The 26,748-nt window shown below is 63.2% G+C and carries 23 protein-coding genes and 1 tRNA gene; 12 read left to right on the top strand and 12 right to left on the bottom strand.

Annotated elements, in window-relative coordinates:
* Nucleotides 1–55: 55 nt before the first annotated feature.
* Both BV82_RS21410 and ung read right to left on the bottom strand, forming a co-directional pair.
* Nucleotides 56–1,990: a hypothetical protein gene (locus BV82_RS21410; protein WP_036996691.1), complete on the bottom strand. Its 1,935-nt coding sequence runs from the start codon at nucleotides 1,988–1,990 to the stop codon at nucleotides 56–58.
* A gap of 128 nt (nucleotides 1,991–2,118) precedes the next feature.
* The gene (ung, locus tag BV82_RS21415) at nucleotides 2,119–2,811 is read right to left on the bottom strand and encodes a uracil-DNA glycosylase (protein ID WP_010220954.1); all 693 of its coding nucleotides are present in this window, start codon (nucleotides 2,809–2,811) and stop codon (nucleotides 2,119–2,121) included.
* A 126-nt stretch (nucleotides 2,812–2,937) separates the two neighbouring features.
* Between ung and BV82_RS21420 the strand changes: the two genes are divergently transcribed.
* Nucleotides 2,938–4,047, top strand: a complete 1,110-nt coding sequence (locus BV82_RS21420) for an enoyl-CoA hydratase/isomerase family protein (RefSeq protein WP_036996694.1) — start codon at nucleotides 2,938–2,940, stop codon at nucleotides 4,045–4,047.
* An 8-nt stretch (nucleotides 4,048–4,055) separates the two neighbouring features.
* Here the strand turns inward: BV82_RS21420 and BV82_RS21425 are convergent, their stop codons facing one another.
* The gene (locus BV82_RS21425) at nucleotides 4,056–4,433 is read right to left on the bottom strand and encodes a hypothetical protein (protein ID WP_010220952.1); all 378 of its coding nucleotides are present in this window, start codon (nucleotides 4,431–4,433) and stop codon (nucleotides 4,056–4,058) included.
* A gap of 213 nt (nucleotides 4,434–4,646) precedes the next feature.
* On the opposite strand from BV82_RS21425, the gene BV82_RS21430 reads away from it, so the two are divergent.
* The 5 genes from BV82_RS21430 (at nucleotide 4,647) to BV82_RS21450 (ending at nucleotide 8,524) form a co-directional block, all read left to right on the top strand.
* Nucleotides 4,647–6,143: a sensor domain-containing diguanylate cyclase gene (locus BV82_RS21430; RefSeq protein WP_026001186.1), complete on the top strand. Its 1,497-nt coding sequence runs from the start codon at nucleotides 4,647–4,649 to the stop codon at nucleotides 6,141–6,143.
* 2 nt (nucleotides 6,144–6,145) lie between these two features.
* Nucleotides 6,146–6,367 carry a cysteine-rich CWC family protein gene (locus tag BV82_RS21435; protein ID WP_010220950.1) on the top strand — a complete coding sequence of 74 codons (222 nt, stop codon included), beginning with the start codon at nucleotides 6,146–6,148 and terminating at the stop codon, nucleotides 6,365–6,367.
* Between the two features lie 27 nt (nucleotides 6,368–6,394).
* Complete coding sequence (locus BV82_RS21440) at nucleotides 6,395–7,087, top strand: pseudouridine synthase (RefSeq protein WP_036996696.1); 693 nt, start codon at nucleotides 6,395–6,397, stop codon at nucleotides 7,085–7,087.
* Between the two features lie 321 nt (nucleotides 7,088–7,408).
* Nucleotides 7,409–8,293 (top strand): alpha/beta fold hydrolase, encoded by an 885-nt coding sequence (locus BV82_RS21445; RefSeq protein WP_010220948.1) that lies wholly within the window; start codon nucleotides 7,409–7,411, stop codon nucleotides 8,291–8,293.
* Between the two features lie 157 nt (nucleotides 8,294–8,450).
* Nucleotides 8,451–8,524, top strand: a tRNA-Gly gene (locus BV82_RS21450).
* 58 nt (nucleotides 8,525–8,582) lie between these two features.
* On the opposite strand, the gene BV82_RS21455 is transcribed toward BV82_RS21450, so the two are convergent.
* Nucleotides 8,583–8,990: a DUF2388 domain-containing protein gene (locus BV82_RS21455; RefSeq protein WP_232531767.1), complete on the bottom strand. Its 408-nt coding sequence runs from the start codon at nucleotides 8,988–8,990 to the stop codon at nucleotides 8,583–8,585.
* Nucleotides 8,991–9,139: 149 nt separating this feature from the next.
* Here BV82_RS21455 and BV82_RS21460 point away from each other — a divergent pair, with 149 nt between their 5' ends.
* Nucleotides 9,140–10,837 (top strand): SulP family inorganic anion transporter, encoded by a 1,698-nt coding sequence (locus BV82_RS21460; RefSeq protein ID WP_036996698.1) that lies wholly within the window; start codon nucleotides 9,140–9,142, stop codon nucleotides 10,835–10,837.
* Between the two features lie 92 nt (nucleotides 10,838–10,929).
* Here the strand turns inward: BV82_RS21460 and fes are convergent, their stop codons facing one another.
* The 6 genes from fes to BV82_RS21490 all read right to left on the bottom strand — a co-directional run bounded on the left by fes (nucleotide 10,930) and on the right by BV82_RS21490 (nucleotide 18,373).
* Complete coding sequence (gene fes, locus BV82_RS21465; protein ID WP_237716719.1) at nucleotides 10,930–12,525, bottom strand: enterochelin esterase; 1,596 nt, start codon at nucleotides 12,523–12,525, stop codon at nucleotides 10,930–10,932.
* A 7-nt stretch (nucleotides 12,526–12,532) separates the two neighbouring features.
* Nucleotides 12,533–14,947: a TonB-dependent receptor gene (locus BV82_RS21470; protein WP_036996699.1), complete on the bottom strand. Its 2,415-nt coding sequence runs from the start codon at nucleotides 14,945–14,947 to the stop codon at nucleotides 12,533–12,535.
* A gap of 69 nt (nucleotides 14,948–15,016) precedes the next feature.
* On the bottom strand, nucleotides 15,017–15,985 hold the full coding sequence (locus BV82_RS21475) for a FecR family protein (RefSeq protein ID WP_036996700.1): 969 nt from the start codon (nucleotides 15,983–15,985) through the stop codon (nucleotides 15,017–15,019).
* Nucleotides 15,978–16,517, bottom strand: a complete 540-nt coding sequence (locus BV82_RS21480) for an RNA polymerase sigma factor (protein WP_010220942.1) — start codon at nucleotides 16,515–16,517, stop codon at nucleotides 15,978–15,980. The genes BV82_RS21475 and BV82_RS21480 overlap by 8 nt, the downstream gene beginning before the upstream one ends.
* Nucleotides 16,518–16,594: 77 nt before the next feature.
* The gene (locus BV82_RS21485) at nucleotides 16,595–17,233 is read right to left on the bottom strand and encodes a LysE family translocator (protein ID WP_036996701.1); all 639 of its coding nucleotides are present in this window, start codon (nucleotides 17,231–17,233) and stop codon (nucleotides 16,595–16,597) included.
* A 69-nt stretch (nucleotides 17,234–17,302) separates the two neighbouring features.
* Complete coding sequence (locus tag BV82_RS21490; protein ID WP_036996702.1) at nucleotides 17,303–18,373, bottom strand: glycerophosphodiester phosphodiesterase; 1,071 nt, start codon at nucleotides 18,371–18,373, stop codon at nucleotides 17,303–17,305.
* Between the two features lie 112 nt (nucleotides 18,374–18,485).
* Between BV82_RS21490 and BV82_RS21495 the strand changes: the two genes are divergently transcribed.
* The 5 genes from BV82_RS21495 to BV82_RS21515 all read left to right on the top strand — a co-directional run bounded on the left by BV82_RS21495 (nucleotide 18,486) and on the right by BV82_RS21515 (nucleotide 24,740).
* Nucleotides 18,486–19,508: a DUF4917 family protein gene (locus BV82_RS21495; RefSeq protein ID WP_010220939.1), complete on the top strand. Its 1,023-nt coding sequence runs from the start codon at nucleotides 18,486–18,488 to the stop codon at nucleotides 19,506–19,508.
* An 86-nt stretch (nucleotides 19,509–19,594) separates the two neighbouring features.
* The gene (locus tag BV82_RS21500; protein ID WP_036996704.1) at nucleotides 19,595–20,134 is read left to right on the top strand and encodes an RNA polymerase sigma factor; all 540 of its coding nucleotides are present in this window, start codon (nucleotides 19,595–19,597) and stop codon (nucleotides 20,132–20,134) included.
* The gene (locus tag BV82_RS21505; protein ID WP_036996706.1) at nucleotides 20,131–21,084 is read left to right on the top strand and encodes a FecR family protein; all 954 of its coding nucleotides are present in this window, start codon (nucleotides 20,131–20,133) and stop codon (nucleotides 21,082–21,084) included. Before BV82_RS21500 ends, BV82_RS21505 begins: the two co-directional genes overlap by 4 nt.
* Before the next feature lie 114 nt (nucleotides 21,085–21,198).
* On the top strand, nucleotides 21,199–23,751 hold the full coding sequence (locus BV82_RS21510) for a TonB-dependent receptor (RefSeq protein ID WP_420831753.1): 2,553 nt from the start codon (nucleotides 21,199–21,201) through the stop codon (nucleotides 23,749–23,751).
* 95 nt (nucleotides 23,752–23,846) lie between these two features.
* Nucleotides 23,847–24,740 (top strand): DMT family transporter, encoded by an 894-nt coding sequence (locus tag BV82_RS21515; RefSeq protein ID WP_010220935.1) that lies wholly within the window; start codon nucleotides 23,847–23,849, stop codon nucleotides 24,738–24,740.
* Nucleotides 24,741–24,800: 60 nt separating this feature from the next.
* On the opposite strand, the gene BV82_RS21520 is transcribed toward BV82_RS21515, so the two are convergent.
* Together BV82_RS21520 and BV82_RS21525 are read right to left on the bottom strand one after the other, a co-directional pair.
* A complete protein-coding gene (locus BV82_RS21520; RefSeq protein WP_036996707.1) occupies nucleotides 24,801–26,018 on the bottom strand; it encodes a class I SAM-dependent methyltransferase in 1,218 nt (405 codons plus the stop codon).
* Between the two features lie 106 nt (nucleotides 26,019–26,124).
* Nucleotides 26,125–26,742 (bottom strand): TPM domain-containing protein, encoded by a 618-nt coding sequence (locus BV82_RS21525; protein WP_036996708.1) that lies wholly within the window; start codon nucleotides 26,740–26,742, stop codon nucleotides 26,125–26,127.
* Nucleotides 26,743–26,748: the final 6 nt, after the last annotated feature.

The following is a 26,748-nucleotide window of genomic DNA, read 5'->3' on the forward strand; positions in this document are numbered from 1 at the left end:
AGTACGGGTGCTCAGCACTTCACCGTGCTGAACAAAACCTCATGCACGACACTGTTCAAGTTTCCGGATCACAGTACAAACCCGTGCTCAGATCGAGGACCGAGAGTCGCGCGCGCGCTAATCCAGAGTTGCCCGCACCGCTTCCGTCAGCCTTATCAAGTCGGTAACGGACATTCCCGCCGCCACGCCCGTCCTCCCGTGCTGCCAACTTGATCAACGGGTCGTAGGGCAGCACGGTAAAGATGTAACCCTGCTCGGATTCAAGATCCTCCCGGGTCAGCACATGTTCGAAACTCGCCTGGGTCCCGGGAATAGGGTTATTGCCTATCTGGCCGTAGTCGCCTTCCCAGTGCAGGGTAATTTTGTCATCTACCTGAAATTGCGAGTCTTTCGGAATTTCAACCCGCACGCCCAGCCACGGCTGGTTGCTGCAGTTGATCCACTGGTTTCGATCGGCGTCTGGGAAAGTGGCGGGCGCCAGGCCTTCGATGACTCGCACCTCGACACGCACGGGTGTTACGGGCGACCGTTGCCGGTTAACCCCGTTGAAGGTGGTGTACTGCATAGGGAGCGCAGGTGAATTGCCGACCCCATGGATAATCGCCCAAGGAACGCTCAGCACGATCAATTGCCCGCCGACATCCTCAGCCTTCACCTCGTAGCGATCTACCGCCTGCAGATGGCTCCCCCAGAACAATTCCAGCACCTGACCGGTTTGCGGGTTGTCGTACAGGCGGATCTCGACGTGGGCGTCGAGGCCGACATCGGCACCGGTCAGCACATTGTCTGCAGTCAATCCCTTGACCACAGCGGGTTGCAGCAATGGGTTTACCGGATCCGGACCGGGAGGCGGGCCGGCCACTGTCAGGTCGACGTCAACCCATAAGGTCGCGGATGTGAGCAAAGCCCCGCTGCGTCGCCAGGTGTAGTGCACCCGATCAACAAAAGGTGCAGCAAAGCCTCCTGCCGCGAGGATTGCCCAACTGACCGGGGCCCTCAAAGGCCATTGCTGATTGTCTGATAGGGTTATCAAGCGAAGCGGCAGCCCACGCCAGTAGGCCTGAACCTGATCGCCAGCCTGTGCGTCGGTGATGGCGTCAATATGAACTTCGACGCCTGTCTGGGCGTCTTCCAGATCGATCAGCCCATCAGCATCGAACCTGGGCACCCGAGGATCAGGCAAGGCGCCCGGCAGTTCATCCAGCACCACCTCAAGCCCCTGGTCCTCGGACTTTGGCCCGCGGTTACCGGTTCGATCTTCCAGGCGATAGTAGGCTTTATGCGGGCCTGAACCGCTCTCACGGACCAGCATCGCATCGTATTGCACGATGATCGGAGCGTTGACATCAATAATGCGCAGCTCACCAGCGTAGGGCAGTTCGAGGGATTGCTCATCCGTTTCAATGACGGGCAACTTTTCCCAGTAATACATCAGCAGGTCGCCCACTCTGATATCTGGCCAAGGCACGACCCGGGCATCGACCGTGTCGTGCCGACTGAGGTAATCCTCGGTGACGCCGTTGATCAGGACTTCCTGATCAAATTGCAGGGGCTTACCTTCCTCGTCGCCATTTGGCGCCTGCTTGTCGATAAACAAGTGCGTTGCGTGCGAAAGGGACGGGTTCACCGTTACCGTAACGCGGTATTCGACCCGCGCAGAGCCCGGCGCCGCCATGTAGTCCGACGGCATCGTGCAGACCACTGGAATAACATCATCCGGGATGACCGGTTGCGGGAAGGTGAATGTTTCAACCACAACCCCTCGCCAGAGGAACTCGACCTTGGTGTCAAAGCCCGGAGGTGCAGTATCGTAGTCCGCCCAGATCTCCTCGATCCTGATCGCCAGTGGACGTAACTGGTCTTCCTTGCGCACCAAATGCCCCAGTACATCATCGTCCGCCAGTTCCATGGCGGCCGGAACGACCGGTGCGGCGTAGCGCTCCCGAGGTTTTACCGGATCATCAGCAGTATCAGAATCATCCGAGCCCATGGCGACAGTTCCTTCCAGCGAAGAGGACCGTGGCAGCCAGCCTGTAGCTGGCTGCCGTGGAAAACCTGGAAGTATTAGATGCCTATTTCAAATCGGCCGAAACTGACAAAAATGCTAGGTACCCGGCCTCAAACCGGCGGCAAACGCCAGTCGATCGGGGTCAGCCCGCGCTGCTCGAGGAAGCGGTTGGCCTGGCTGAAATGCCCACAACCGAGAAAGCCCCGGTAGGCCGACAACGGCGATGGATGCACCGACTTGAGCACCAGGTGCTTGGTGGCATCGATCAGCTTCTGCTTGCTCTGGGCATGGGCGCCCCAGAGCAGGAATACGCTGTTGGGCTGGTGTTCGCTGACCACCTCGATGATGCGGTCGGTGAAGAACTGCCAGCCCCTGTTGGCGTGGGACGCGGCATTGGCACGCTCGACGGTCATGGTGGTGTTGAGCAGCAATACGCCCTGCTCGGCCCAGGACTGCAGGCAGCCGTGCTTGGGGATCTCGATGTTCAGGTCACGCTGCAACTCTTTGTAGATGTTCACCAGCGACGGCGGCGGCGCCACCCCCGGCTGCACCGAGAAGCACAGGCCATGGGCCTGGCCCGGGCCGTGGTACGGGTCCTGGCCGAGGATCACCACCTTGACCTGGTCCAGCGGCGTGGAGTTGAGGGCGTTGAAAATCAGCGGGCCTGGCGGGTAGATCTCTTTGCCGGCGGCGTGTTCCTCACGCAGGAATTCGCGCAGCTGGTGCATGTAGGGCTGGTCGAATTCGGCGCGCAGGGCCTCTTTCCAGCTCGGTTCAAGTTTGATGCGGTCGTCGTCAGTCATGGTCGGGTCCGTAAAACAATGGCGCGACACTAGGAAAGCTGCCTGCGCTTGTCAATCGATCCGACCGGCGACCGCCGAAATCACCAGCAGCGGCCATACTTGTGCGGATCAACCACGAGGTCGCCCATGGCTGCAGTACAGTGCGAAGAACTCACCGGCGTCGACGGCGCGCGCATCGGTGTCGCCACGCTCAATGCGCCGCAAACCCTCAATGCCTTGTCGCTGCCAATGATCGAGGTACTCGATGAACAGCTCAAGGCCTGGGCCGATGACCCGGACATCGTCTGCGTACTGCTGCGCGGCAGTGGCGCCAAAGCCTTTTGTGCCGGCGGTGAGGTGCGCAGCCTGGCCCAGGCCTGCAGCGACCATCCCGGCCGGGTACCGCCCCTGGCGGCGCAATTCTTTAGCGCCGAGTATCGCTTCGATTACCACCTGCATACCTACCCCAAACCGCTGATCTGCTGGGGCCATGGCCACGTGCTGGGCGGCGGCATGGGCCTGTTGCAAGGCGCCAATGTGCGCGTGGTAACGCCAAGCAGCCGCCTGGCCATGCCGGAAATCAGCATCGGCCTGTACCCGGATGTCGGTGGCAGCTGGTTCCTGTCCCGCTTGCCCGGCAAGCTGGGCTTGTTCCTGGGCCTGACCGGCGCACCGATCAACGCCACCGATGCCCTGGACCTGGGCCTGGCGAACCGTCTGCTGGGCGAAAGCCAGCAGGAAGAACTGCTCGATGACCTGCTGCAACTGAACTGGCAGGAGCAGACCGCCCTGCAGCTCAACAGCCTGCTCAAGGCGCAGCAGCATGGCGCCCAGGCTGAACGGCCCGAACCCCAGTGGCTGCCCAGGCGCCAGCAGATCGACGCCCTGCTCGATGTCGCCGACCCAGTGTGCGCCTGGCGCGCCATCGCCCAGTTGCGCAACCACGCCGACCCGCTGTTGGCCAAGGCCGCGCAGACCATGCTCGAAGGCTGCCCGTTGACTGCACACCTGGTGTGGGAGCAGATCCAGCGCGCCCGCCATCTGTCACTGGCCCAGGTGTTCCAGATGGAATACACCATGAGCCTCAACTGCTGCCAGCATCCGGAGTTCAGCGAAGGGGTGCGCGCACGGCTGATCGACAAGGACCAGAAACCGCGCTGGCACTGGGCGGATATCGCCCAAGTGCCAACGGCGGTGGTCGACGCGCATTTCAGCAAGGCGTGGGAAGGACGTCACCCCTTGGCGGACCTGGCCTGAACGGCGCCTCAGCGGCGCCAGTTGCGATCCGGCCAGCCGTCACGGTTGCGCTCGTGGCGTGACGAACCCTGGCGGTAGCGGTCATGGCCGCGGCCCGGATACGGCTTGTAGTAGTTATGCGGAGTTTCCCGGTAATAGCCGTGGGGTGCAGGACGGTAGTAATGCGGTGGTGGCGCGTAGTAACGCGGGGGTGGTGCCACGTAGTAGCGCGGCTGCGGAGCTACGTAATAACCACGATTGTAGGGATAGGACGGCCGGTAGTAACCCGGATAGCCGTAGCTATCGGCGGTATAGATTTCAGTGCGGTAATAACCGTGACCTCCATAAGGGACACAAGCGGTAGTCAGCAAACCCAGCACTACAATCAGCAAAAGTCGGCGATTCATGGCGGCCTCCTGGACCGCGAAACTGCCCATCCCAGCGGCGCTGGTCGGCGTCGATCGGCAAGCGTGCATCGACATGAAATAAGACTGCCAAAAACAGGTCCGGTGCCATTGCTGCAATAAATTGATACAAGGCCGATACCCTTAAAAATCGTAAAGTTATTTTTCTGCCAGACCACTAGAATGAAGGCCATTGGCCCACAGACCGGGAATGTCATGCCGCCTCGTTCCGCCCTGTTTTCGCAGCGCTCGCTGATCCTGACATTACTGCTCTTGCTCGCCTGCGGCTTTTTGGCGACGTCCCTGCTGAGTTACTTCGCCTCGCGTAGCTCGATCCGCGACAACATCGTCAACACCGAACTGCCGCTGACCTCCGATACGGTGTATTCGGAAATCCAGAAGGACCTGGTGCGGCCGATCCTGGTCTCCTCGATGATGGCCCACGACACCTTTCTGCGTGACTGGGCGCTGGCCGGCGAACGGGACCCTGCTCAGGTGAACCGCTACCTGAACGAGGTCATGCGTCAGCACCACGCCTACACGGCGTTCTTCGTCTCAAACACTACCGGCGTCTACTACCAGGCCAAGGGCGTGCTGAAGAAGATCGACCCGCAGGCGCCCCGCGATGCCTGGTACCAACGGGTGCTGACCCTGAACACGCCCTACGAGATCAACGTCGACCTCGACATGGCCAACCAGGATCGCCTCACGGTGTTCATCAACTATCGGGTGTTCGACTACGACGGCAAGTTCATTGGCGTTGCCGGTATCGGCCTGACGGTCGAAGCGGTGATTCGCCTGATCGATGATTACCAACAGCGCTACCAGCGCCGGGTGTTCTTCGTCGACCGCCATGGCCGCGTGGTGCTGACCGGCTCCAGCGGCGGCCCCCATGGCGCCCGGTCTGGCCAGTCGCTGACCGAGCTGGACGGTTTGCACAACCTGCTCAAGCAGATGCCCACCCCGGTCAGCGGCAGTCATGAGTACCGCAGCAGCGACGGCCACAGCCATTTCCTCAATGTGCGCCTGGTACCGGAGCTGAACTGGTTCCTGTTCGTTGACAAGCGCGAAGACGGCGCCATGGACGCCATACGCCAGTCGCTGTACCTGAACCTGGCGATCTGCGCGATGATCACCCTGGTGGTGCTGTCGCTGCTCAATGCCATGGTCAAGCGCCATCAGGACAACATCGAAACCCTGGCCACCCTCGACAGCCTCACCGGCCTGCCCAACCGCCGCGGCTTCGACCTGCTGGCCGCGCAAGCGCTGCAGGAAGCCCAGCGCGAACCCAAGCCGCTGATCGCCCTGCTGATCGACCTCGACCACTTCAAGGCGCTCAATGACACCCATGGCCATCTGGCCGGCGACGAAGTACTGTGCCAGTTCGCCCAGGTGCTGGAAGACTGCCTGCGCCATGCTGATATCATCTGCCGCTGGGGTGGTGAGGAATTTATCGTGCTGCTCAAGGACACCGACAGCCACAGCGCCCTGGCCGTCGCCGAGAAGATTCGCAGCAAGACCGAAGCACTGGCCTTTACTTATGCCGGGCAGCCGATCCATCTGACCGCCAGTATCGGCTTGAGCAACCTGCAGGCCGACGATACCCTGCACAGCCTGATCGCCCGTGCCGATCATGCCCTTTACCGGGCCAAACAGAGTGGACGCAACCGCGTCTGCAGCGAGATGCCCCGATCCGACCATGAACAGCCTTGACCATGAATGACACCCGCCGCTGCCCCGCCTGTGGCGCCAGCAACGATTGCAGCCTCGCCGACCCGCGCACGGCCGCCCAGGCCTGCTGGTGCTATGGCGTGAGCATCGACCCCAAGGTGCTCCAAGCCCTGCCCTGCGAGCTGCGCAACCAGGCCTGCCTGTGCCCACGCTGCGCCAAGGTCGAGGCGCAATTGCAGGCAGCCAAGGCCGCGCCCGAAGGTTAAACTGTCGCGCCCTGCGCCTGGCTTTGTATGCGTCTCGATCGATTCCTCAGCAACCTGCCCTGCTTCAGCCGCCAGCATGTTCGCCTGCTGCTGGTGGAACGGCGCGTGCGCGTGGATGGCCAGTGCGTCAGCGATCCGCGCTTGGACGTGCGCGAGTTCAGCCGTATCGAGGTCGACGAGCAACTGCTGCAGGCCGGGCGCCCGCTGCGCTACCTGATGCTGCACAAGCCCCAGGGCTGCGTCAGTGCCACCCAGGACCCGCAGCACCCCACCGTGATCGAGTTGATCGACCAGCCCGACACCCAGGACCTGCATATCGCCGGGCGCCTGGACTTCAACACCACCGGGCTGATGCTGCTGACCAACGACGGCCTGTGGTCGCGGCGCCTGACCCAGCCACAGACCAAACTGCCCAAGGTCTACTACGTCGAGACCGAGCAGGAGATTGGCGAACACTACATCGACAAGTTCCGCCAGGGTTTCTACTTCGCCTTCGAAGACCTCACCACCCTGCCCGCCGAACTGACCTTACTGGGCCCGTGCAGCGCACGCCTGAGCATCGTCGAGGGGCGCTACCACCAGGTCAAGCGCATGTTCGGCCACTTCGACAACAAGGTGCTGCGCCTGCACCGCGAACGCATGGGCCCGTTGCAACTGGACCCGAACCTGCAGCCCGGCCAGTACCGGGCGCTCTATCCCGAAGAAATCCAGGCAATCTGAGCCTGCGACCGCCTGGCGGAAAATTTTCGCCAATTACCCCAAAGGCACTTGCGGGTTGGCTGAGTGCCTGCTTGAATCCAATCGTCGGTCTGCTTGTGACTCACCAGTCACAGTTGTAGTCCAAGACACCTTTTTGCCGGCGACCCATGCCTCGAAGCATTGGCGTCCGGCAGATTGCCCTCCTAGAACAATACCGGTCGACCCGCGTGCCACAGGGATCGACCAGGGCCCTCAGCTTCTTCAAGGCGTATGCCTACCTGTCATAAAGAACGCGCATCCTTGCATGTGCGAACACCCTTTTTTGCGCCAGGAGTCGACGACATGAGGCCAGAAATCGCTGTGCTTGATATACAAGGTCAGTATCGGGTTTACACGGAGTTCTATCGAGCAGACGCCGCTGAGAAGACGATCATCCTGATCAATGGTTCGCTGGCCACGACGGCCTCCTTTGCCCAGACGGTGCGCAACCTGCACCCGCAATTCAACGTGGTGTTGTATGACCAGCCCTACGCCGGCAAGTCCAAGCCCCACAACCGCAATGAGCATTTGCTGACCAAGGAAACCGAAGGGCAGATCCTTCTGGAGCTGATCGACCACTTTGGCGCCGATCACGTCATGTCCTTCTCCTGGGGCGGCGCCTGCACCCTGCTGGCCCTGGCGCACAAACCACGGCGCATCGAAAAGGCGGTGGTCAGTTCGTTCTCGCCGGTAATCAACGAACCGATGCGCGACTACCTCGAACGCGGCTGCCAGTACCTGAGCGCCTGCGACCGTTATCAGGTCGGCAACCTGGTCAACGACACCATCGGCAAGCACCTGCCGTCGCTGTTCAAGCGCTTCAACTACCGGCACGTCAGCAGCCTGGACAACCACGAATACGCGCAGATGCACTTTCACATCAACCAGGTACTCGACCACGACCTGGGCAACGCCCTGCGGGCGGCGCGGGTGATCGACATTCCGGTACTGTTCATGAATGGCGAGTGGGACGAATACACCACCACCGAGGATGCCCGCCAGTTCGGTCAGCATGTGCGCAACAGCCACTTTCGCGAGATCCGCGCCACCGGCCATTTCCTCGACATGGAACACAAGGCCGCCTGCCGCGACACCCGTGAAGTGCTGCTGGGTTTCCTCAAGCCTGCGCTGAAAGAATCGCGTCCCCGTTACAGCTACACCCAGGAGCACCATGCACTGGCTATCTGAGCGACACGGTGACCGGTAGCGCAGCCTCCTGCATCAACGGCCCCAAAGGCCAGAAAGAAGATGCACGACCTTGCGCTAGCGGCCACCGGCCGATGGCTCTGCAGCAACAAAGAGCTTCAAATCGCGGCGAAGTTCTGGTACAAAGTCAGCCCTGAAAGCGGGTGTCGTATAATGGCATTACTCCAGCTTCCCAAGCTGATAACGAGGGTTCGATTCCCTTCACCCGCTCCAGCTTCTTCCAGGTTCCAGCGCAGCTGAGACCTTGGCCACCGCCCTGGTGGCTATTTTGCTAATTGCCCTTCGCCTCAACCACCGCCAACACCAGTATTTGCTGGGCCAGCTCGCTGTCCGTTGCCCCTGTTGCATGCCCCTTGCTGCGCAACCAGTGCAGTGCCGATTGCAGATAGACACCCCGGTAAGCCCCGTCGCTGGCAATGAACGCCGCGGCATCGTCGCGGGCTTGCGCAAGCACCCGCTTGCCATCGCTGTCGGAAGTCCCCTCGGAGGCCATGGTTGGCCCGAAGGTGGTTGCCCCGGTGAGCATGAAGGGCACGTACACCGTGGCCCCCAGGGTCAGCATGCCATCGACATTGCCAGTGCCATCGCCAAAGATGTCGCCCATGCCCTGGGCGGTGCAGCACCAGGCCAGGCACAGCAGGCCTGCAGGTTTTTTCCAGCTATTGAGTATGCGTTCCATCGGCTTCCATTCACTGATCCAAATATTCGGGCGGCATTTTCCACGGCTTGCACCAGACTTAACAGCGGTGTTTTTGATTTGACGCCCTGCCCAGGCTCTACGCGCTGCGCTTTAATAGCCCACCGCGAAACACTCGAAAGGATCCGTGCATGTTTCTCTCCCGCTGGCTGCCTGGCCTGGCCAATCTGTTGCAGTACCGCCGTGAATGGTTTCGCCATGACCTGCAGGCCGGCTTGTCGGTGGCCGCGATCCAGATCCCTATCGCCATTGCCTATGCGCAGATCGTCGGCCTGCCGCCGCAGTACGGCTTGTATGCATGCATCCTGCCGATGATGGTCTATGCCCTGATCGGCAGCTCGCGGCAGTTGATGGTCGGCCCGGATGCCGCCACCTGCGCCATGGTCGCCGGGGCGATCGCGCCGTTGGCCATGGGCGACCCGGCGCGGCTGGCGCAATTGTCGGTGATTGTCACCATCCTGGTCGGTTTGATGCTGATCGGTGCCGGGCTGGCGCGGGCCGGGTTCATTGCCAGTTTTTTCTCGCGGCCGATCCTCATCGGTTACCTCAACGGTATCGGCCTGAGCCTGCTGGCCGGGCAACTGGGCAAGGTGGTGGGGTTCCAGATCGAGGGCAACGGCTTCATTCTCAGCCTGATCAACCTGCTGCAGCGCCTGGGGGAAATCCACTGGCTGACCCTGGTGATCGGCGTCGCCGGGCTGGGCTTGCTGATCTGGCTGCCGCGCCGCTACCCACGCCTGCCAGCGGCGCTGGTGACAGTGGCGGTGGCAACCCTGGTGGTCGGGCTGTTTGGTCTGGACCGTTTTGGCGTGGCGGTTCTCGGCCCGGTGCCGGCCGGCATGCCGGAACTGGCCTGGCCGCACACCAATCTGGAAGAAATGAAAAGCCTGCTGCGTGATGCCTTGGGTATCGCCACGGTCAGCTTTTGCAGCGCCATGCTTACCGCCCGCAGCTTTGCTGCCCGTCATGGTTATGCGATCAACGCCAACCATGAGTTCCTGGCCCTGGGGGTCACCAACATTGCCGCCGGGGTTTCCCAGGGCTTTGCCATCAGCGGCGCCGACTCGCGTACCGCGGTCAACGACATGGTCGGCGGCAAAAGCCAGTTGGTAGGGATCATCGCCGCCCTGGTCATCGCCCTGATATTGCTGGCCTTCACCACGCCCATGGCGTGGATTCCGCAAGCGGCGTTGGGCGCGGTACTGCTGATGGCCGGCTGGGGTCTGATCGATGTGCAATCGCTGAAAAAGATCTACACGCTCAGCCGCTTCGAGTTCTGGCTGTGCGTGCTGACCACCGTCGGCGTGCTCGGGGTCGGCGTGCTGCCGGGCATCATCATCGCCGTGACCCTGGCGATCCTGCGCCTGCTCTACAGCATCTACCAGCCCACCGATGCGGTGCTCGGCTGGGTGCCGGGCATCGAAGGCCAGGTCGACATCCGCCGCTACAAGGAGGCGCGCACGGTACAAGGGCTGGTGGTGTACCGCTTTGACGACGCGATCCTGTTTTTCAATGCCGACTACTTCAAAATGCGTTTGCTCGAGGCGGTGCATCGCGAGGAGCAACCGCGCGCGGTGCTGTTCGATGCCGAGGCGGTCAGCTCGATCGATGTCAGCGGCATTGCGGCCCTGCGCGAGGTGCGCGACACCTTGAAAGCCCGCGGTATCTACTTCGGCATCGCCCGGGCGCGCGGACGCTTTTTGCGCATGCTGGTGCGTTCGGGGATCGCACGGGAGATGGAGAACGGCTTGCTGTTTGGTTCGGTGCGTTCGGGGATCAGGGCGTATCGGTTGTGGCGCAATCGCAGTCGCAAGGAACAAACGCTCTAGCACTGGCAAGGCCAGCTCCCACAAGTTCGGTGCATGCAGAGCCATTGTGGGAGCCGGCCTTGCCGGCGATGGGCTGCAAAGCAGCCCCGTTGTCAGCCTGGCTGACAGGTTTTCGGCAGTTGCGCAGCCTTGCCGATCAAGCTGATCAAGCCACACGGCAAGCTGCCCCGCCATTGCAAGTAATCATGCCCGGCCGGGTACTCGACCTGCTCCACCGGGTATCCCTTGGCCAGCAATACATCACGCAAATGGCGGTTGGTGTCGAGGATTTTCGGCCCTTCGAACAAGCCCGACTGCAAGTAGAAGCGCAGTGGTTGCTTGGGCGCCTTGACGTACTCGCGGGTAAGCCAGCCTGGCTCTTCACCTTCTTGCCCCCACCAATAGGAACCGGACAGGCTCAGCACATTGCCGAACAGTTCCGGGTGCTTGAGGCCCATGTAGGCCGAGGCCAGGCCTCCGTAGCTGGAGCCCGCGACCACGGTGCGCTGCGCCGCTGCCGCCAGGCCTTGCTGGCGTGCCCAGGGCATCAGTTCTTCAGCCATGAAACGAGCAAACTGCGGGTTCGGCGGCAGCTCCTGCTGGCGGCTGAGGTCGCTGGGGTTGGCGATGATCAAGGCCGCGGTTGGCGGGATCAAGCCATCGGCGATCAGGTTGTCGAGAATGGTCGGGGTCGGCACCTGGCGCGTATAGGCGTGCGCATCGAACAGCACCAGCAGGCCCTGCCCCTCAGCCCCCGCCTGCCACTGTGCCGGGCGGTACAGGTAGACATCGCGTTGGTTGCCCAGCAAGGTGCTGCTCAGCACCTTGCGCTCCAGGCTGCCACGGGCAATATCCTTGCGCTCGGCCACCCAGGGTTGCGCGGGCGCAGCCGGCAGTTCCAGGCGCGAGCGCGACAGGTACGGGTCGCCACTGCCATCAGCAAAGCTGTTCGGGTTCAGCGGGTCACGCCGGGTGCTGGCGAGGATCATCCGCCGATCATCCGACGCCGGTACGTCCGGGGCCAGTTGATAGCTCAAGCGTGCAGACGAAGGCAGCAGATAGCTGCGAAACCACACGTCACTGTCGCCGAGACGTTGCAGCTCATCGTGATTGCCCGAGGGCGCGCCGAACACCCGCACATTGTGCTCGGCACCGCGCCAGAGGAAGGTCACCAGGCTCATGCCCGGCTTGTCCGCCACGGCTTCGACCATGGGCGTGCCCTGTTGCTGACGCGCCTTCCAGAACGCATCGGTGCTCGCCCCCCGGGCCAACTGTTGTTGCAGCGCACGCAGGGTCGGGCTCGGCAACGGTACGGCGCGGCGCTGCTGCTCGCTGGCCGCAATCACCTGTTTCAGACTCAACGCGTAGGTTGCCTGCGGCCGGTTGGCCAGCACCTCGGCACGCAGGCCGTAGGCGCCATCGCGCTCGGCGATGAAGATGAACTCGCGCGGCTGGTCCTGACCATCGATCAACAGCCGCAGCGGTTGGCCCCGGGCATCGAGCAGGCGCAGGCTGACATCGCCCTGCAGCCGGCCCTGGACCAGGTCGCCGGCCTTGAGCTGCAAGCTCCAGACCGGTTGTTGCCCCTGGGCAACGCTGGCGCTGACGGTTTGCCCCGGTTGCAGGGGCCTGTCGGCGTTCGCCATCGCGTTGCCACTCACACACAGGGCCAGCGCCACGGCGCAGCTCCACTGACTGAAAGTCCGCATGTTCACCTCAGAAGTCGATGCTGGCGGAAAGTTTCAGCGTGCGTGGCTCGCTGACCGTGGCATAGCCGTCGTTGAACACCCCGGCCCAGTAGGCGCGGTTCTCGACGTTCTCAAGGCTTGCACGCAGCACTACATCCTTGCTGAGGATGCGCGTGCTGTAGCGACCGCCAAGGTCATAGCGGGTCCACTGCGGGATCTTCAGGTCGTTGGCACTGTCGAGGTACTGCGAGCTGCTGTGGATGCCCAGTGCGGTCAGGGTCAGGCCCGGGATCCAGGGGGTGTCCCATTCGGCGCCGAGGTTGGCCGCCCAGGCCGGCACACCCCGGGCGGTGTTGCCATCGAAGGTACCGCCGGCGGTGCGAGTCAGTTCGGCACGGGTGTAGGTGACGCCACCAAGCAGGCGCACGCTCGGGGTCAGCGCGCCGAACAGGTTCCATTCCACGCCGCGGTTACGCTGCTCGCCATCGTCGGTGTAACGGTTGCTGGCACGGTCCAGGAGCATGCTCGGCTTCTCGATCTGGAACACGCTGAGGGTGTGGGTGAAATCGCCCAGGTCCCACTTGACCCCGGCCTCCATCTGCTTGGCCTTGTACGGGGCGAACTGCTCGCCGTAGTTGGCGGCGGCAAGGTCGGTGACCATGCCGCCCTGGGTCAGGCCCTCGATGTAGTTGGCGTACAGCGACACCGGCGCATCCCAGGGCTTGAGCACCAGGCCCAGGGCCGGGGTCAGGGCGCGCTCGTCATAGGCCGGCTTGCTCATCTTCTGCCGCACTCGTTGCGAGCGTACCCCGAGGGTCAGCAGTACTTTGTCGTCGATAAAGCCCAGGGTGTCGGCGACGGCGAAGCTGGACAGGGTGTTATCGCCGGTCTTGTCGCTGGAACCGATGTCACCGGCAATGATCGGCTTGCCCGGATGGTAGATGTTGGTCACGTACTTCTTGCCGGTCACCGTGGCGGCGCGGCCGATGTCCTGATGCAGCAAGGTGGTGCTCAATACCACCTGGTGGTTGACCGGGCCGGTGACGAAGTTGCCACGCACCCCGGCTTCGGTGGACAGGCTATGGGTGTAGCCCGCCTGGTTATAGGTCTCGCCGCTGGCATCGCCGTTGGCACCGGTGACGATCACCCGGGTGCCGTTGAGAAAACCCTTGTAGCGGGTGCGGGCGCTGCCGACGCTGGCGTAGGCGGTCCAGTCGTCGTTGAGGTCGTATTCACCGCGCAGCACCACGGCCTTGCTGATTTGCTTGGCGGAAATGCCATCGAGGATGTTGGTGTCCGGTTTCGGCGCCTTGGTGACATGGCCCAGTTTGCTGAAGCCGGCCATCATCGGGCTGCCGTCCTCAAGTTTTTCGTGGCTCTCATAGGCATCCAGTTCAAGCTTCCAGCCGTCGCCGCGATAGTCCATGCCCAACGATGCCAGGGTGCGGTCCTTGGATTGCTGGTCGACGCCGGTTTCGCCGCTGCCATATACACCGTTGAAGCGAATGCCCAAGCGTTGCTCGTCGCCCAGGCGACGGCTCAGATCGATGTGTTCAGCGACATAACCGTCGGACACGTAGCTGCTGGTCAGGCGGGTCAGCGGCGCTTCGCCGGCGCGCTTGGGCACCAGGTTGATCACCCCGCCGACACCGCCGTTGGGTGCCATGCCATTGAGCAAGGCACCGGGGCCTTTGAGCACTTCCACCCGCTCAAGGAACTCGGTCGGCACATGGCCATCCGGGGCCAGGCCGTACAACCCGTTTAGCGCAAGCTCGGTGGAGTCAAGGGAGTAGCCACGGATCATGAAGTTCTCGTAGGCGTGACCTTCGCCGGTGCTGAAGCGGATCGACGGATCGTTGCGCAGCACCGCGCCAACCGTGCCGCTTTGCTGGTTTTCCATGTGCTGGGCGGTGTAGGAAGTGACGTTGAACGGTGTCTCCATCACATCGCGATTACCCAGCATGCCCAAGCGTGCGCCGCGGGCGACCTGGCCGCCACTGTAGGCCTCGGGCAGGCCATCGGGATTGCTGCTGGCATTGATGTTCAGCTCACCGAGGGTCAGGGCGCCGTCGCTGTTCAGGCTGCGCAGGATGATCACACCGTTCTCTTCACTGGCGACCAAGCCAGTGTTGGCCAGCACGCGCTGCAAGGCCTGCTGCAAGGTGAACTGGCCCTGCAATGCCGGTGCGCTGCGACCCGCCAGCAATTGGCTGTCGGCAGCGATAGCCACCCCGGCTTCACGGGCCAGGGCATGCACTGCGGCTTCCAGGGACTGACCCGGCAGGTTCAAGCTCAGGGCCGGCGCGTCAGCAGCCAGGGCGGCGGCGTGAACGCCAGTCAGTGGCAACAGGCTGGCGCTGCCCAGGGCACAGGCCAGCACCAGCCGACGCAGGGTACCGGGGAAAGCCGCAGGGGGTGCCGGGCGGGCATGGGGAAGCGACATGATCTGTCCTTGCAGAGGTGAGTTCAGCGATGAAGACGGGCCACTTCGCCGTTACCCCTCAAAACTTTTTCAGCGCAATCGCAGGGTGCGCTGCTGCCCCTGCTGAACCAGGCTCACCGGAAGGACTTTCGGCAGCGTCTGCAGCAGCAGTTCCGGCTGGTCGCTGGGGAAGCTGCCGGTCAGTTGCAGGCGTGCCGCGGCGGGCTCCAGCACTACCGGTTGCAGCGCATATGCGTTGACCTCGGCAATCACCTCGGCCAGCGGCGTCTCGGTGAACGACCACCAACCGCGCTGCCAATGCTGGATATCCGGCGCGGCATGCGGATCGGACCTGAGCCGGAGCAATCGGCCTTGCGCATCGAGGCTGATCCGCTCACCGGCCTGCAACACCTGCGAGCCGTCACGCAAGCCACGCACCTCGACCCGCCCGCGCGCCACCGCGACCTGAATCTCAGCACCGCGATCGCTGACACTGAACGCCGTGCCCAGCACCTGCACTTCGCCCAGCCGGGTGCTGATCACAAACGCTCGCAAGCGCTCGCGCGCCACGTCGAAATAGACGTGGCCATGCAGCAGGCGCACCTGGCGCAGACCGTTGCTGTACTCGACGCGCAGGCTGGTTTCGGCGGCCAGCAGCAACTGGCTACCATCGGGCAGGGTTTCGCCGCGTGGCGGTTCGGCATGCACGGTTTGCAGCAGGCGATCGAACTGCGGCGTACGCCGCCACAACCAGCCCAGCCAACTGGCCCCCACCACCGCCAGCAGCAGGCCGCCGCCCTGACGCAGCAGGCGCCGACGGCTGAGGTTGAGCGGCTCCGGCGCCACTGCCGGGCGCAGTTGCGGGGTCAGCCGATGCACCAGTTGCCAGCGTTGTTCGGCCTCTTGCCAGGCCCTTTCGTGCTCGTTGCTTTTACCGCGCCAGCGCTCCAGTTGCCCACGCGCCTGCTGTACCCGTTCGGGGTCGTCACTATTGAGTGCGGCCAGGTAGGTCAGGGCCTGCTGCACCTTGCGCGTTGATACCGGCGAAGACTCAGGCATGCCGCGCCGCCAGGCTCAGTTCGGACAAATCGAACACCGCCCGGGCGATGTGCAGCTCCACTGCCTTGGCCGACAGTTCCAGCTCGGCACACACCTGGCGATGGGGCTGGCCGTGCAGGCGCACGCGGACGAACACTTCACGGCGCAGGCGCGGCATGCGTTCGATACGCTCGATCAGCTGCTGCAGTTGCTCGCGGGCGATGATGATTTCTTCAACGCTCGGGCTCAGCGCATCGGCCCGGGTCAGCCAGTCTTCCAGCGCCGCCAGCTCGTTGCTGCGTCGCCGGTACTGATCGATGCACAGGTTACGCGCCGCCTGGAACAGCAGGGCCCGGGCGTTGAGCACCGGGGCGTTCAAGGCATGGGCGTAGGCCTGGGCAAAGCTTGACTGGGCAATGTCGGCGGCATCATCCGGATTGCGCAAGCGCCCACTCAGGTAGCGGCGCAGGTCGCTATAGTTGGCCAGCAGATCGTGGACGACCGCCTGCAAGGCCGGGGCAGCGGCGGTCCAGGGCGTGGAGAGCGAAGTCATGAAGGTCCGGCGTGCGAGAAGGACATGAATAGGAATTCATATCATTCTCACATATCGGTATAGCCTTCTGCCAGCCCTCAGCTGTTGCGCGGCAACAGGCCAGGCAAGGCGTGGGCCAGGGCATTGACGGCAAAGCCGATGAACATCACCCCGCACGCCCGGGTGATCCACAGCTCGTAACGAGTGTACAGGGTACGCACATGGCGGGCACCGACCACACCGACGAGAATCGCATAAGCCAGCAGGCCACCGACAAAACTCAAGGCGATCAGCGCCGGCAGCATTGACCAGTCCAGCGTTTCGGCGCGACTGGAAAGCAAGGCGGTGAACGTGGCCACGGCCACCGGATAGGCCTTGGGATTGGTCAGGCCGAACACCACACCGTGCCAGAACGGTTTGCGTACCGGCCCCTGCTCGACCTCGCCATTGCCCGGGCGGCTACGCAGGGCACGCATGCCCAGCCAGAACAGGTACAGGCCACTGAGCACGCCGAGAATGTCGAACACCGAGTTGCCGATCTGCCGTGCGCCGACGATGGCCACCAATGCCGTGCTGCACCACAGCACATCCCCCAGCAAATGACCGCAGAGAAACCCCGCCCCGGCGCGTCGGCCGCGCGCCGCGCCAATGCCGAGCACCGCCAGCACGCCGGGCCCCGGAGTAATGCCGTAGATAAAACCGGAAGCGATTACCGCCAGCAGCAGTGAAAAGGTCATCGAGGCAGTGTCCTGAAAGTCCGTGCAAGGCGCGAAGTCTACGGCAGCCGCGCAGCGCCAGCCAGCCTGTCAATAACCCTCGGCGCGCAGAATCTGCGCCTCGCTGCGGGCACTGGGCCGGGCCAGGTAACGCAGCAGTTGGCCGCTGCGATTGCTGAAGATGCCGTCCACGCCCGCGTCCAGCACCTTGCGAAAATCCACCGGCTCATCGACGGTGTACACGTGCACCAACAGGCCCTTGTCGTGCGTCAGCTGGTTCATCCACGGCTGCACCAGGTCGGCGTAACTCTGGGCACCGCCCTCGGTCAGCGCTGCTGAAGGTCCGGTGCCGATGGCCCCATCGGCCTTGGCGTAATCCAGCCAGCGCTCGAATTCGGCCTTGTCTTTGGGTTGTTGGCGCGCATAGAACGCCGCCTTGTCGCGCTCGCCGGACTCGGCAAAGGTCTGCTGCGAGGCCGGTTCCATGCTGCCCTTGCCGATCCACAGCAACAGCACCTTGGGCACCTGGGGCATGTGCTGGTGCAGCAGCGCCAGGCTGCTACGGTCGAAGCTCTGCAATACCACCTTGCCCGGCCGCACGAGCCAGCCCTTGGCCTGCAGGCTGTTCTTCAGGTCAGCTTCGATGCCGGGAAACAGGCCTGGCACCTTGGTCTCGATGTACAAGCCCGGCTGGTGTTGCGGGTTAGCCGCGGCGATGGCCATGACCTCATCGAGGGTCTGGATCTTCAGGCCCTTGAAGCTTGCCCGGGCACGTTCGGGGTAAGCCTTGTTGAACCAGCTGCCGACATCCAGCGACTTGAGTTCGGCCAGGGTGAAGGCGCTGACCGGGCTGTTCTTGCGCTCGGGAAAGCGCTCGGCAACATCACTGGTACGCAGCAGGTTGTCATCGTGCACGGCAACCAGTACACCATCGCTGGAGCGCTGCAGGTCCAGCTCCAGGTAGTCGGCGCCCAACTCGCGCGCCAGCCGGTAGGCCGGTGCCGTGGACTCCGGCGCATCATAAGACGCGCCGCGATGGGCGATCACCGCCGGGTAGGGAATATCCTGAGCCCTGGCCAACTCGGCGCCCTGCCCGGCTTCGGCAAGCCCCGCCAGCGGCAACAACGCCAGGCAACACACACGTCCAATTGCGTTCAACATTTTCAGCCTTCCTTTGGTGCACAGCGAATCCAGCATAGTCGCCAACGCTGATGACAGACCGGTTGCATGCTAAAGTCGCCGGCGATTGCCTGCCCTGCCACAGAGATGCCCGATGCCCCACGCCGACCTCGACGCCAGCCTCCACCCCTGGCCAGACCTGAACGCCAGTCAGCCGTGCAGCGGCCTGCTGCTGGGCAACGGCGCCAGCCGTGCGCTGTGGCGACCCTTCACATATTTTTCGCTATTCGAAGAAGCCCAGCGGGTGCGGCACAAACCCCTGAGCCTGACTGACCAGGCGCTGTTCAAGTCGCTGGGCAGCGAGCTGTTCGAACCGGTGCTCAGTGCCCTGAACACTACGGTACGGATCAACGCCGCGCTGGCGATCAGCGCGTCGGCGCCGCTGAACCGCTACTACGCGATCAAGGAAGCGCTGATCCATGCCATTCGCAGCGTGCACATCCCTTGGCGCATGCTGCCGAGCCAGACGTTACTGCTGATCAACCGCGAGCTGGGCAATTACCAGAGCGTCTACTCAAGCAACTACGACCTGATCTGTCATTGGGCCGCCAGCCAGGCACCGGAAGGCTTTCAGCAGTTGTTCGATGAAGACGGCGACTTCGATATCCGCCGCACCCGCAGCCCCGGCACACGCCTGCTGTACCTGCACGGCGGCCTGCACTTGCTCAAGCAGCAGGATGGCAGCACCCGCCAGCGCAGTGCCACCGACAGCCAGTTGCTCGATGGCTTTGCCGTCAACACCCCGGGCGATGTGCCGCTGTTCGTCAACGAGAGCAGCAGCGACGACAAGCTCAAGGCCATCCGCAGTTCCGACTACCTCAGTTGGGCCCTCGGTGAGCTGGCGGGGCACCGGGGCGGGCTGTGCATCTTCGGCCAGCACCTGGACAGCACTGACCGCCATCTGCTGGAGGCGCTCAAGCAGGCGCGCCCGACGCACCTGGCCATCGCCATCCGGCCGTTGAGCGACGCCTCGATCATCAGCCAGAAGCAGCACTACCTGCAGCGTTTTGCCGACATGCCCGAGCTGCCACTGTACTTTTTCGACGCCAGCAGCCACCCGCTGGGCGCGCCCGGGCTGGACGTCCCGGTACCGGTTCCAATCCGCAAGCGGCGTTGATGGGTGACAAAAACAGGCATGGTAAATAGCAATTATTATCGATACCATTTGCAACCTTTCTCTCCGGTCCGTCCTGGAAAGCTTGCATGCCGCGCCCCAAACCCGACCCTTTTGCCCATGAAATCTGTCGCGGGTTCTATGCCGATATCCTGCATTTTTTGCGCAAGCGCATGGACAATGCCAACGATGCCGCAGACATGACCCAGGACGTGTTCACCCAGTGGCTGGGCTATCGCGACCGCGCGCAGGTCGAGCAACCACGGGCGTTCCTGTTCCAGATGGCGCGCAACCTGCTCAGCGATCACTGGCGCCGGCAGAAGGTGCGTCACAGTGTGCTCGACGAACAAGCCCAGGCCAGCGAACAGACACCGGCCGACACCAGCAGCGACCCGCTCAAGCATGCCCAGCAGCAACAACGCCTGGAACAATTGAAACTTGTCCTCGCCGAACTCTCGCCGCGCCGCCGCGAAGCCCTTATGCTGCACCGCTTCGAAGGTTTGACGCAGGCGCAGATCAGCGCGCGCATGGGCATTTCCGTGAGCATGGTGGAAAAGCACATCGCCGCGGCCCTGCTGCATTGCAAGCAACGTCTGGACAGTGACAACGGCATGGAGCAGCCAGAATGACCCCCACTCCTGAAATCGATAAGCGCAGCATCGATGCCCAGGCGGCCAGCTGGTTTACCCGTAACCGCAACGACCGCTCGCGCGAATCGCGCAAGGCCTTCGCCCAGTGGTTGCAGCACCCCGAGCATGCCCGCGCCTATGCCCAGTTCGAACAACTCTGGGATGACCTGGCCGCGCTCAAGAGCCTGAACAAACCGGTCGCCCTGCCCAGCCGCAAACCGCTGCGCTGGCGTCCGGCGCTGGCCGTGGCCGCCGGGCTGGTGTGCGCCGTGCTGGCGGCCAACCTCGGCCTGCCGAGCCGCCATCATCAGCAACAACTGACCGTGCAAAGCGAACGCCCGCAGCACCTGGCCCTGCCGGATGGCAGCCAGCTGGAGGTCAACGCCCGCACCCGGCTGAGCCTGAGCTTCGACAACGAGCGCCGGCTGATTCGCCTCGACCAGGGCCAGTTGTACATCGACGTGGCCGCCGACAAGGAGCGCCCGCTGTTCATCGATGCCGGCAATGCGCGGGTACGGGTGGTCGGCACCGGGTTCGATCTGCGCCGCGGCCAGCAGGAGCTGGTGCTCAGCGTCGCCCACGGCCAGGTGGCCCTGGAAACCCCCGGCGAGAATCGCCCGCCAGTGCTGTTGAGCGCCGGCCAACGGGCCATCTACGACCTGGCCCGCGGCAGCCTCAACGTCCAGAACCTCAGTACTCAGGAGGTGGCCGACTGGCGCAGCGGCCATGTGAGCTTTCGCAACCGCGAGCTGGCAAGCCTGATCGATGAGCTGTCGCTGTACCGCTCGGCGCCGGTGCTGCTCGCCGACCCGGCGCTGGGCCGCTACAAAGTCTCGGGCAACCTCGACGTCAATGACCCGGATGCCGTGCTCAACGCCCTGCCGGCGCTGCTGCCGATCAAGGCGGTAAACCTGGCCGACGGCCGCCTGCGGATCGAACGCAAAGAGTAATTTGAGAATATTTTTCATTCGCATGTGAGGGTTTTCCGCAGCCCTGCGTCTTCCTCCCGTCTGCGTAATCACTGCAGGCCTTTTCTGGCCTTTGTTGCCATATTGGGGGGTTTCATCTTGCGTGCGTTTGCTCCGTTCAAGCCGTTGTCTGTTCGTCCTTCACTGCTGGCCGCGTGCCTGGCCCTGAGCCTGCAGGCCCAGGCCGCACCATTGCAACTGAACCTGCCGGCGCAGCCGCTGGCAGCGTCGCTGAGCCAACTGGCGCAGCAGGCAAAACTGCAGCTGCTGTTTGACGAATCCTTGCTCAACAGCGTCCAGGCCCCGGCCCTGCAAGGTGCTTACGAACCGCTCGAGGCGATCAGCCAGTTGCTGCACAACAGCCGCTTTGCCCTGGTCAAGGTCGGCAACACCTATGTGGTGCGCCTGCGCGAAGACGACGCCACCGCCGACAACAGCATCCAGCTCGGCGCGGTAAGCGTGGTAGGCGACGGCCAGCAGGTCGACCCGAGCACCGTCGGCCGCTCGACCCTGACCCAGGAAGACATCGACCGCTACCAGCCGAGCAATATCCCCAGCGTGCTCTCGACCCTGCCCGGGGTGAACATGGGCGGCTCGGCCAAACCCGGCGGCCAGACCATCAATATCTGGGGCCTGGGTGATGCCGAAGACGTGCCGATGACCGTCGATGGCGCGACCAAGAGCGGCTTCGAGCGCTACCAGCAAGGCACCGTCTTCATCGAGCCGGAGCTGATCAAGAACATCGAGGTGGAAAAGGGCCCGCACTCGATCTACACCGGCAACGGCGGCTTCGGCGGCAGCGTCAACATGACCACCAAGGACGCCCCCGACCTGCTCCAGGACGGGCGCAACAGCGGCGCCATGCTCAAGTATGGTTACGCCAGCAACGACCATCAGCAGGTCTACAGCTCGGCGTTGTTCGGCCGCACCGACGATGGCCGCATGGACGCCCTGGTGTACCTGACCAAGCGCGACGGCGACGACATGAAGCTGGCCGGCACCCTGCCCGACCCCGAAGGCCGCTACCCGATCAACCCCCAGCGCCTGCCCAACAGTGCCCTGGACCTGGACGGCGCGCTGCTCAAGGCCAACCTGCACTTCAACGACGAACACAGCCTGGGGTTCTCCTGGTCGCGCTCGGAGAGTGAGCGCTGGGCGCCGTTCTCCTCCACCGCCTATCCGACCCCGCCGACCCAGTCGGACATCAACCGGTTCGGCTACAAGAATGCCCTCAAGCGCTTCCTGGCCAACCGCACGACCACCGACACCACCTGGTCGACCACCTACAAGTACCAGCCAGTGAACAACCCGCTGATCGACCTGCAGGTTAAGTATTCGGAGTCCGACACCCTGCAGACCGACGAGCGTGACGCCACCGCGTTCTTCCAGCCGTCCACCGGCGGGCGCAAGATGGACACCGAGTACCAGGACCAGATGCTCGATGTACGCAACACCAGCCTGTTCGCCACCGGCCCGCTGGAACACGCCTTCACCAGTGGCTTGCAGATCCGTCACCACGACCGTGACACGCAGATGTGGATGCCCGGCAAAAGCTACGAGATCCCCAAATACAATAACGGCCATTACCAGCCGTACTTCATGCCCAGCGGCACCGTCGACAGCCAGGGTTACTTCATCCAGGACGCCATCACCCTTGGTGATGTGACCATCACCCCGTCGCTGCGCTACGACCATGTCGCCAACAAAGGTAAGCCAAACCAGGCGCCGTATTACAACGTTGTCGCAAACGGCCACGACTACAGCGAGAAAACCTACACCGGCTGGTCACCGCGCCTGTCGCTGTTCTGGAAAGCCACCGCCAACACCGCCTTCTTTGCCGATTACAGCAAGACCTGGCGCGCACCGGTGCTGGATGAACAGTACGAAGTCCAGGGCCTGGGCAGTCGCACCGCCAGCAGCCGCAACCTCGACCCGGAACGCATCACCGCCCTGCGAGCCGGTAACGTTACCGACTTTGCCAACGTTTTCACTGCCGACGACAGCATGCAGATCCGCACCACGCTGTTTCGCAATGAAATCAAGGACGAGATCTTCAAAGCCACCGGTATCGGCTGTGAAGCACAACTGGCCAAGGGCGAAAACATCTCCGATGCCTGCGGTAAAGGCTTGATGTCCAATTACCGTAACCTCAAGGGCGTGACCATCAAGGGCTTCGAGGTCGAAAGCTTCTACGACTCGACCTACCTGTTCGGCTCGCTGTCCTACTCGTGGATGACCGGCCGCCATGAAGGCGCCTACACCAACCCCTGGGGGCCGGATGTCTGGGCCAAGGACATTCCGGCACCGAAGTGGATCACCACCCTGGGGGTGAAGATCCCCAGCTGGGACGCCAAGGTCGGCTGGCAGGCGCAGTTCGTGCGCAAGACCGACCGCCTGCCGAGCGACAAGTACCGCGAAGGCCCGGCCAGTGCCCTGGGTGACCGCTACTACGACCACTACGCCAACGACGACTACCAGCTGCACGGCCTGTTCGCCAACTGGAAGCCGCAGCAGCCTTACCTCAAAGGCACCGAGGTCAACCTGACGGTGGATAACCTGTTCAACAAGGACTACCGCTCCGAGCTCAGCGGCGAATATGCCTACAGCCAGGGCCGGAATGCCAAGGTCAGCATCACCCGTTTCTTCTGACGCAACTGTACGGATGAACTTGTTAGCAACTGTAACAAGATCATCCGCCGCGCCTGTGGCTCAATGAGTGGACTTCTCTGCCACAGGCGTCCTGTATGTCCAGCCGCGAAAACACCGGGATGGTCCTTGGCCTTCTCGGTGTGATTATTTTCAGCCTGACCCTGCCCATGACCCGCATCGTCGTGCAGGAACTGCACCCCTTGCTCAATGGCCTGGGCCGTGCGTTGCTGGCGGCGATTCCAGCAGCGGCGCTGCTGCTCTGGCGTCGGGAAAAATGGCCGACCTGGGCACAGATCAAGGGCCTGAGCCTGGTGGCGCTGGGGGTGATCCTGGGGTTTCCGGTGCTCTCGGCCTGGGCGATGCAAAGCGTGCCGGCGTCCCACGGCGCGCTGGTTAACGGCCTGCAGCCCTTATGCGTGGCGGTGTACGCCGCCTGGCTGTCCCATGAGCGACCGTCGAAGGCTTTCTGGGCCTGCGCGGCATTGGGCAGTGCGCTGGTGCTGGCCTACGCGATGATCATGGGCGCCGGGCAGATCCAGGCCGGTGACCTGCTGATGCTCGCAGCGATTGCCGTGGGCGGCCTGGGTTATGCCGAAGGCGGCCGCCTGGCGCGGGAAATGGGCGGCTGGCAGGTGATCTGCTGGGCGCTGGTGCTGTCGGCACCGCTGTTGCTCGGGCCGGTGCTCTACCTGGCCTTGCAGCATCAGGGGCCGGTGAGTGCAAAAGCCTGGTGGGCCTTCGGCTACGTGTCGCTGTTCTCGCAGTTCATCGGCTTCTTTGCCTGGTACGCCGGGCTGGCCTTGGGCGGCATTGCCCGGGTGAGCCAGATCCAGTTGCTGCAGATCTTCTTCACCATCGCCTTGTCGGCGCTGTTCTTTGGCGAACAGGTCGAGCCGATTACCTGGGTGTTTGCCGCCGGGGTGATTGCGACAGTGGTGCTGGGGCGCAAGACGCGGGTGCATCCTGCGCCTGTGCGGGGGCTGGGCTGACGCTATCGCCGGCAAGGCCGGCTCCCACAGTGGATCTGCGTGCACCGACCCGCGATGCTATCAGGCAGGAATCAAGCCATCGGCCCGCAGCAAGGTTTCCAGGCAATGTTCCTTGACCCCATAGAACACCTTGAGCTGCTGGATCTTCTCCAGCAGCGCTGACGCCTCAACCGGCGCCTGGCGCTTGACCGCCAGGATCATCTTGTTCTTGTTGGTGTGCTCCAACGAAATGAACTCGAACACCTTGGTCTCGTAGCCACAGGCTTCCAGGTACAACGCGCGCAAGCTGTCGGTGAGCATTTCGGCCTGCTGGCCCAGGTGCAATCCGTACTGCAGCATCGGCTTGAGTAGGCCCGGGCTGTGCAGTTGCGGGCGAATCTGCTTGTGGCAACACGGCGAGCACATGATGATCGCCGCACCGCAGCGGATGCCGGTGTGGATCGCGTAATCGGTGGCGATGTCGCAGGCATGCAGGGCGATCATCACCTCGATGGCGCTGGGCACCACGCTGCGTACATCACCGCATTCGAATACCAGGCCCGGATGCTCCAGGCGCGAGGCCGCGGCATTGCACAGCTCGACCATGTCCGCGCGCAGCTCGACGCCGGTCACCTGCGCTTCACGCTGCAGGGTATGGCGCAGGTAGTCGTGGATGGCGAAGGTCAGGTAGCCCTTGCCCGAGCCGAAGTCGGCCACCCGCAGCGCTTGGTCGGCGGCCAGCGGCGCCGAATTCAGGGCGTGGGAGAACACTTCGATGAACTTGTTGATCTGCTTCCACTTGCGCGACATCGCCGGGATCAACGCCTGTTGCTTGTCGGTCACGCCCAGGTCCTGCAAGAACGGCCGGCTCAGTTCCAGGTAGCGCTTCTTCTCCCGGTCATGCTCACCGGCCGGCACCTGGCGCGCCTGCTGCACGGCGCTGCGGTGGAGCATCGGCTTGCCCTTCTTGCTGAATTCCAGCTGCGCTTCGTCGCTGAGGCTAAGCAGGTGGGCGTTGCGAAACGAGGCCGGGAGCAACTCGTCGACCAGCGCCAGCGCTTCGTCGTTGCCCAGGTTGCGGGTGATGTCGCGGGTCTTGTAGCGGTAGACGAACGACACGCAAGCCTGGCCCTTGACCGTCAGCGGCTTGGCGATGATGCGCTGCAGGGTTTCTTCGTTGCCGACAGGGCGCGCCAGCACCAGCTTGATCAGGGCGTTCTGTTCCAGGCTGGTGGCGAGCAGGCTCAGAAACTGCGCACGCGCATCCGGCGCGGCCTGGGCGGTGGAGGAATCGGACATCGGGAAAGGGTGCCTCGGGTTGCGGAGGGGGCGCAGGTAGGCGCAGTGCCGGGAATTTTACGTGGATGCGCTTTCCCTGCACAGCTTTTGTCGACCGCCGCCGCGGCTAACCGAGCACCACCAGGCGATTGGGCAGCTCGTTGCGCTCGTGGGTCAGCGGCACGTGGGTACTGAGCAGCTCGCCGCAGGCCTCGATACAACTGATAAAGCCCTGCAACGTCTGGCCCTGGCGCACCTGCTGGGTAAAGCGCCTGACGATGGCCTCCCAGACCTGGTTGTCCAGGTGCCGGGATATGCCCTCATCGACGAGGATTTCGACATAGCGCTCGGCCTCGCTGACAAAGATCAGCATGCCGGTACCGCCCACGGTATGGTGCAGGTTCTGCTCGAGAAACTGCCGCCGGGCCAGGTTCGCCGCACGCCAGTGGCGCACCGAACGGGGGATCAGGCGGGTGGTCAGGGCCGGGATGCGGAACAGCAGGCACAGGGCAATAAACGTCAGCCACTGCACGATCAGCAAACTGTGCACGCTCATCCAGCCGCTCAGGTAATGAATGATGCCTGGCACCACCAGAGCCAGCAGGCTTGCCCACAGCAACGGGATATAGGCGTAGTCGTCGGCACGGCTGGCCAACACCGTGACCAGTTCGGCGTCGGTGTGACGCTCGACCCGGGCAATGGCTTCAGCGACCTGGCGCTGTTGATGTTCAGTAAGCAAAGTCATGCGCTG

Origin of the sequence: Pseudomonas donghuensis (assembly GCF_000696345.2) — a bacterium.
In the GTDB taxonomy this organism is placed as follows: domain Bacteria; phylum Pseudomonadota; class Gammaproteobacteria; order Pseudomonadales; family Pseudomonadaceae; genus Aquipseudomonas; species Aquipseudomonas donghuensis.

Bases quoted from the DNA above. Each gene is read 5' to 3' on its own strand.
- BV82_RS21430 (WP_026001186.1), top strand. From the start codon at position 4,647: ATGCCGCCTCGTTCCGCCCTGTTTTCGCAGCGCTCGCTGATCCTGACA.
- BV82_RS21410 (WP_036996691.1), bottom strand. From the start codon at position 1,990: ATGGGCTCGGATGATTCTGATACTGCTGATGATCCGGTAAAACCTCGG.
- BV82_RS21445 (WP_010220948.1), top strand. From the start codon at position 7,409: ATGAGGCCAGAAATCGCTGTGCTTGATATACAAGGTCAGTATCGGGTT.
- BV82_RS21480 (WP_010220942.1), bottom strand. From the start codon at position 16,517: ATGACTTCGCTCTCCACGCCCTGGACCGCCGCTGCCCCGGCCTTGCAG.
- BV82_RS21425 (WP_010220952.1), bottom strand. From the start codon at position 4,433: ATGAATCGCCGACTTTTGCTGATTGTAGTGCTGGGTTTGCTGACTACC.
- BV82_RS21495 (WP_010220939.1), top strand. From the start codon at position 18,486: ATGCCCCACGCCGACCTCGACGCCAGCCTCCACCCCTGGCCAGACCTG.
- BV82_RS21435 (WP_010220950.1), top strand. From the start codon at position 6,146: ATGAATGACACCCGCCGCTGCCCCGCCTGTGGCGCCAGCAACGATTGC.
- BV82_RS21470 (WP_036996699.1), bottom strand. From the start codon at position 14,947: ATGTCGCTTCCCCATGCCCGCCCGGCACCCCCTGCGGCTTTCCCCGGT.
- fes (WP_237716719.1), bottom strand. From the start codon at position 12,525: ATGCGGACTTTCAGTCAGTGGAGCTGCGCCGTGGCGCTGGCCCTGTGT.
- BV82_RS21460 (WP_036996698.1), top strand. From the start codon at position 9,140: ATGTTTCTCTCCCGCTGGCTGCCTGGCCTGGCCAATCTGTTGCAGTAC.
- BV82_RS21500 (WP_036996704.1), top strand. From the start codon at position 19,595: ATGCCGCGCCCCAAACCCGACCCTTTTGCCCATGAAATCTGTCGCGGG.
- BV82_RS21490 (WP_036996702.1), bottom strand. From the start codon at position 18,373: ATGTTGAACGCAATTGGACGTGTGTGTTGCCTGGCGTTGTTGCCGCTG.
- BV82_RS21440 (WP_036996696.1), top strand. From the start codon at position 6,395: ATGCGTCTCGATCGATTCCTCAGCAACCTGCCCTGCTTCAGCCGCCAG.
- BV82_RS21525 (WP_036996708.1), bottom strand. From the start codon at position 26,742: ATGACTTTGCTTACTGAACATCAACAGCGCCAGGTCGCTGAAGCCATT.
- BV82_RS21485 (WP_036996701.1), bottom strand. From the start codon at position 17,233: ATGACCTTTTCACTGCTGCTGGCGGTAATCGCTTCCGGTTTTATCTAC.
- BV82_RS21455 (WP_232531767.1), bottom strand. From the start codon at position 8,990: ATGGAACGCATACTCAATAGCTGGAAAAAACCTGCAGGCCTGCTGTGC.
- BV82_RS21520 (WP_036996707.1), bottom strand. From the start codon at position 26,018: ATGTCCGATTCCTCCACCGCCCAGGCCGCGCCGGATGCGCGTGCGCAG.
- BV82_RS21475 (WP_036996700.1), bottom strand. From the start codon at position 15,985: ATGCCTGAGTCTTCGCCGGTATCAACGCGCAAGGTGCAGCAGGCCCTG.
- BV82_RS21515 (WP_010220935.1), top strand. From the start codon at position 23,847: ATGTCCAGCCGCGAAAACACCGGGATGGTCCTTGGCCTTCTCGGTGTG.
- ung (WP_010220954.1), bottom strand. From the start codon at position 2,811: ATGACTGACGACGACCGCATCAAACTTGAACCGAGCTGGAAAGAGGCC.
- BV82_RS21505 (WP_036996706.1), top strand. From the start codon at position 20,131: ATGACCCCCACTCCTGAAATCGATAAGCGCAGCATCGATGCCCAGGCG.
- BV82_RS21420 (WP_036996694.1), top strand. From the start codon at position 2,938: ATGGCTGCAGTACAGTGCGAAGAACTCACCGGCGTCGACGGCGCGCGC.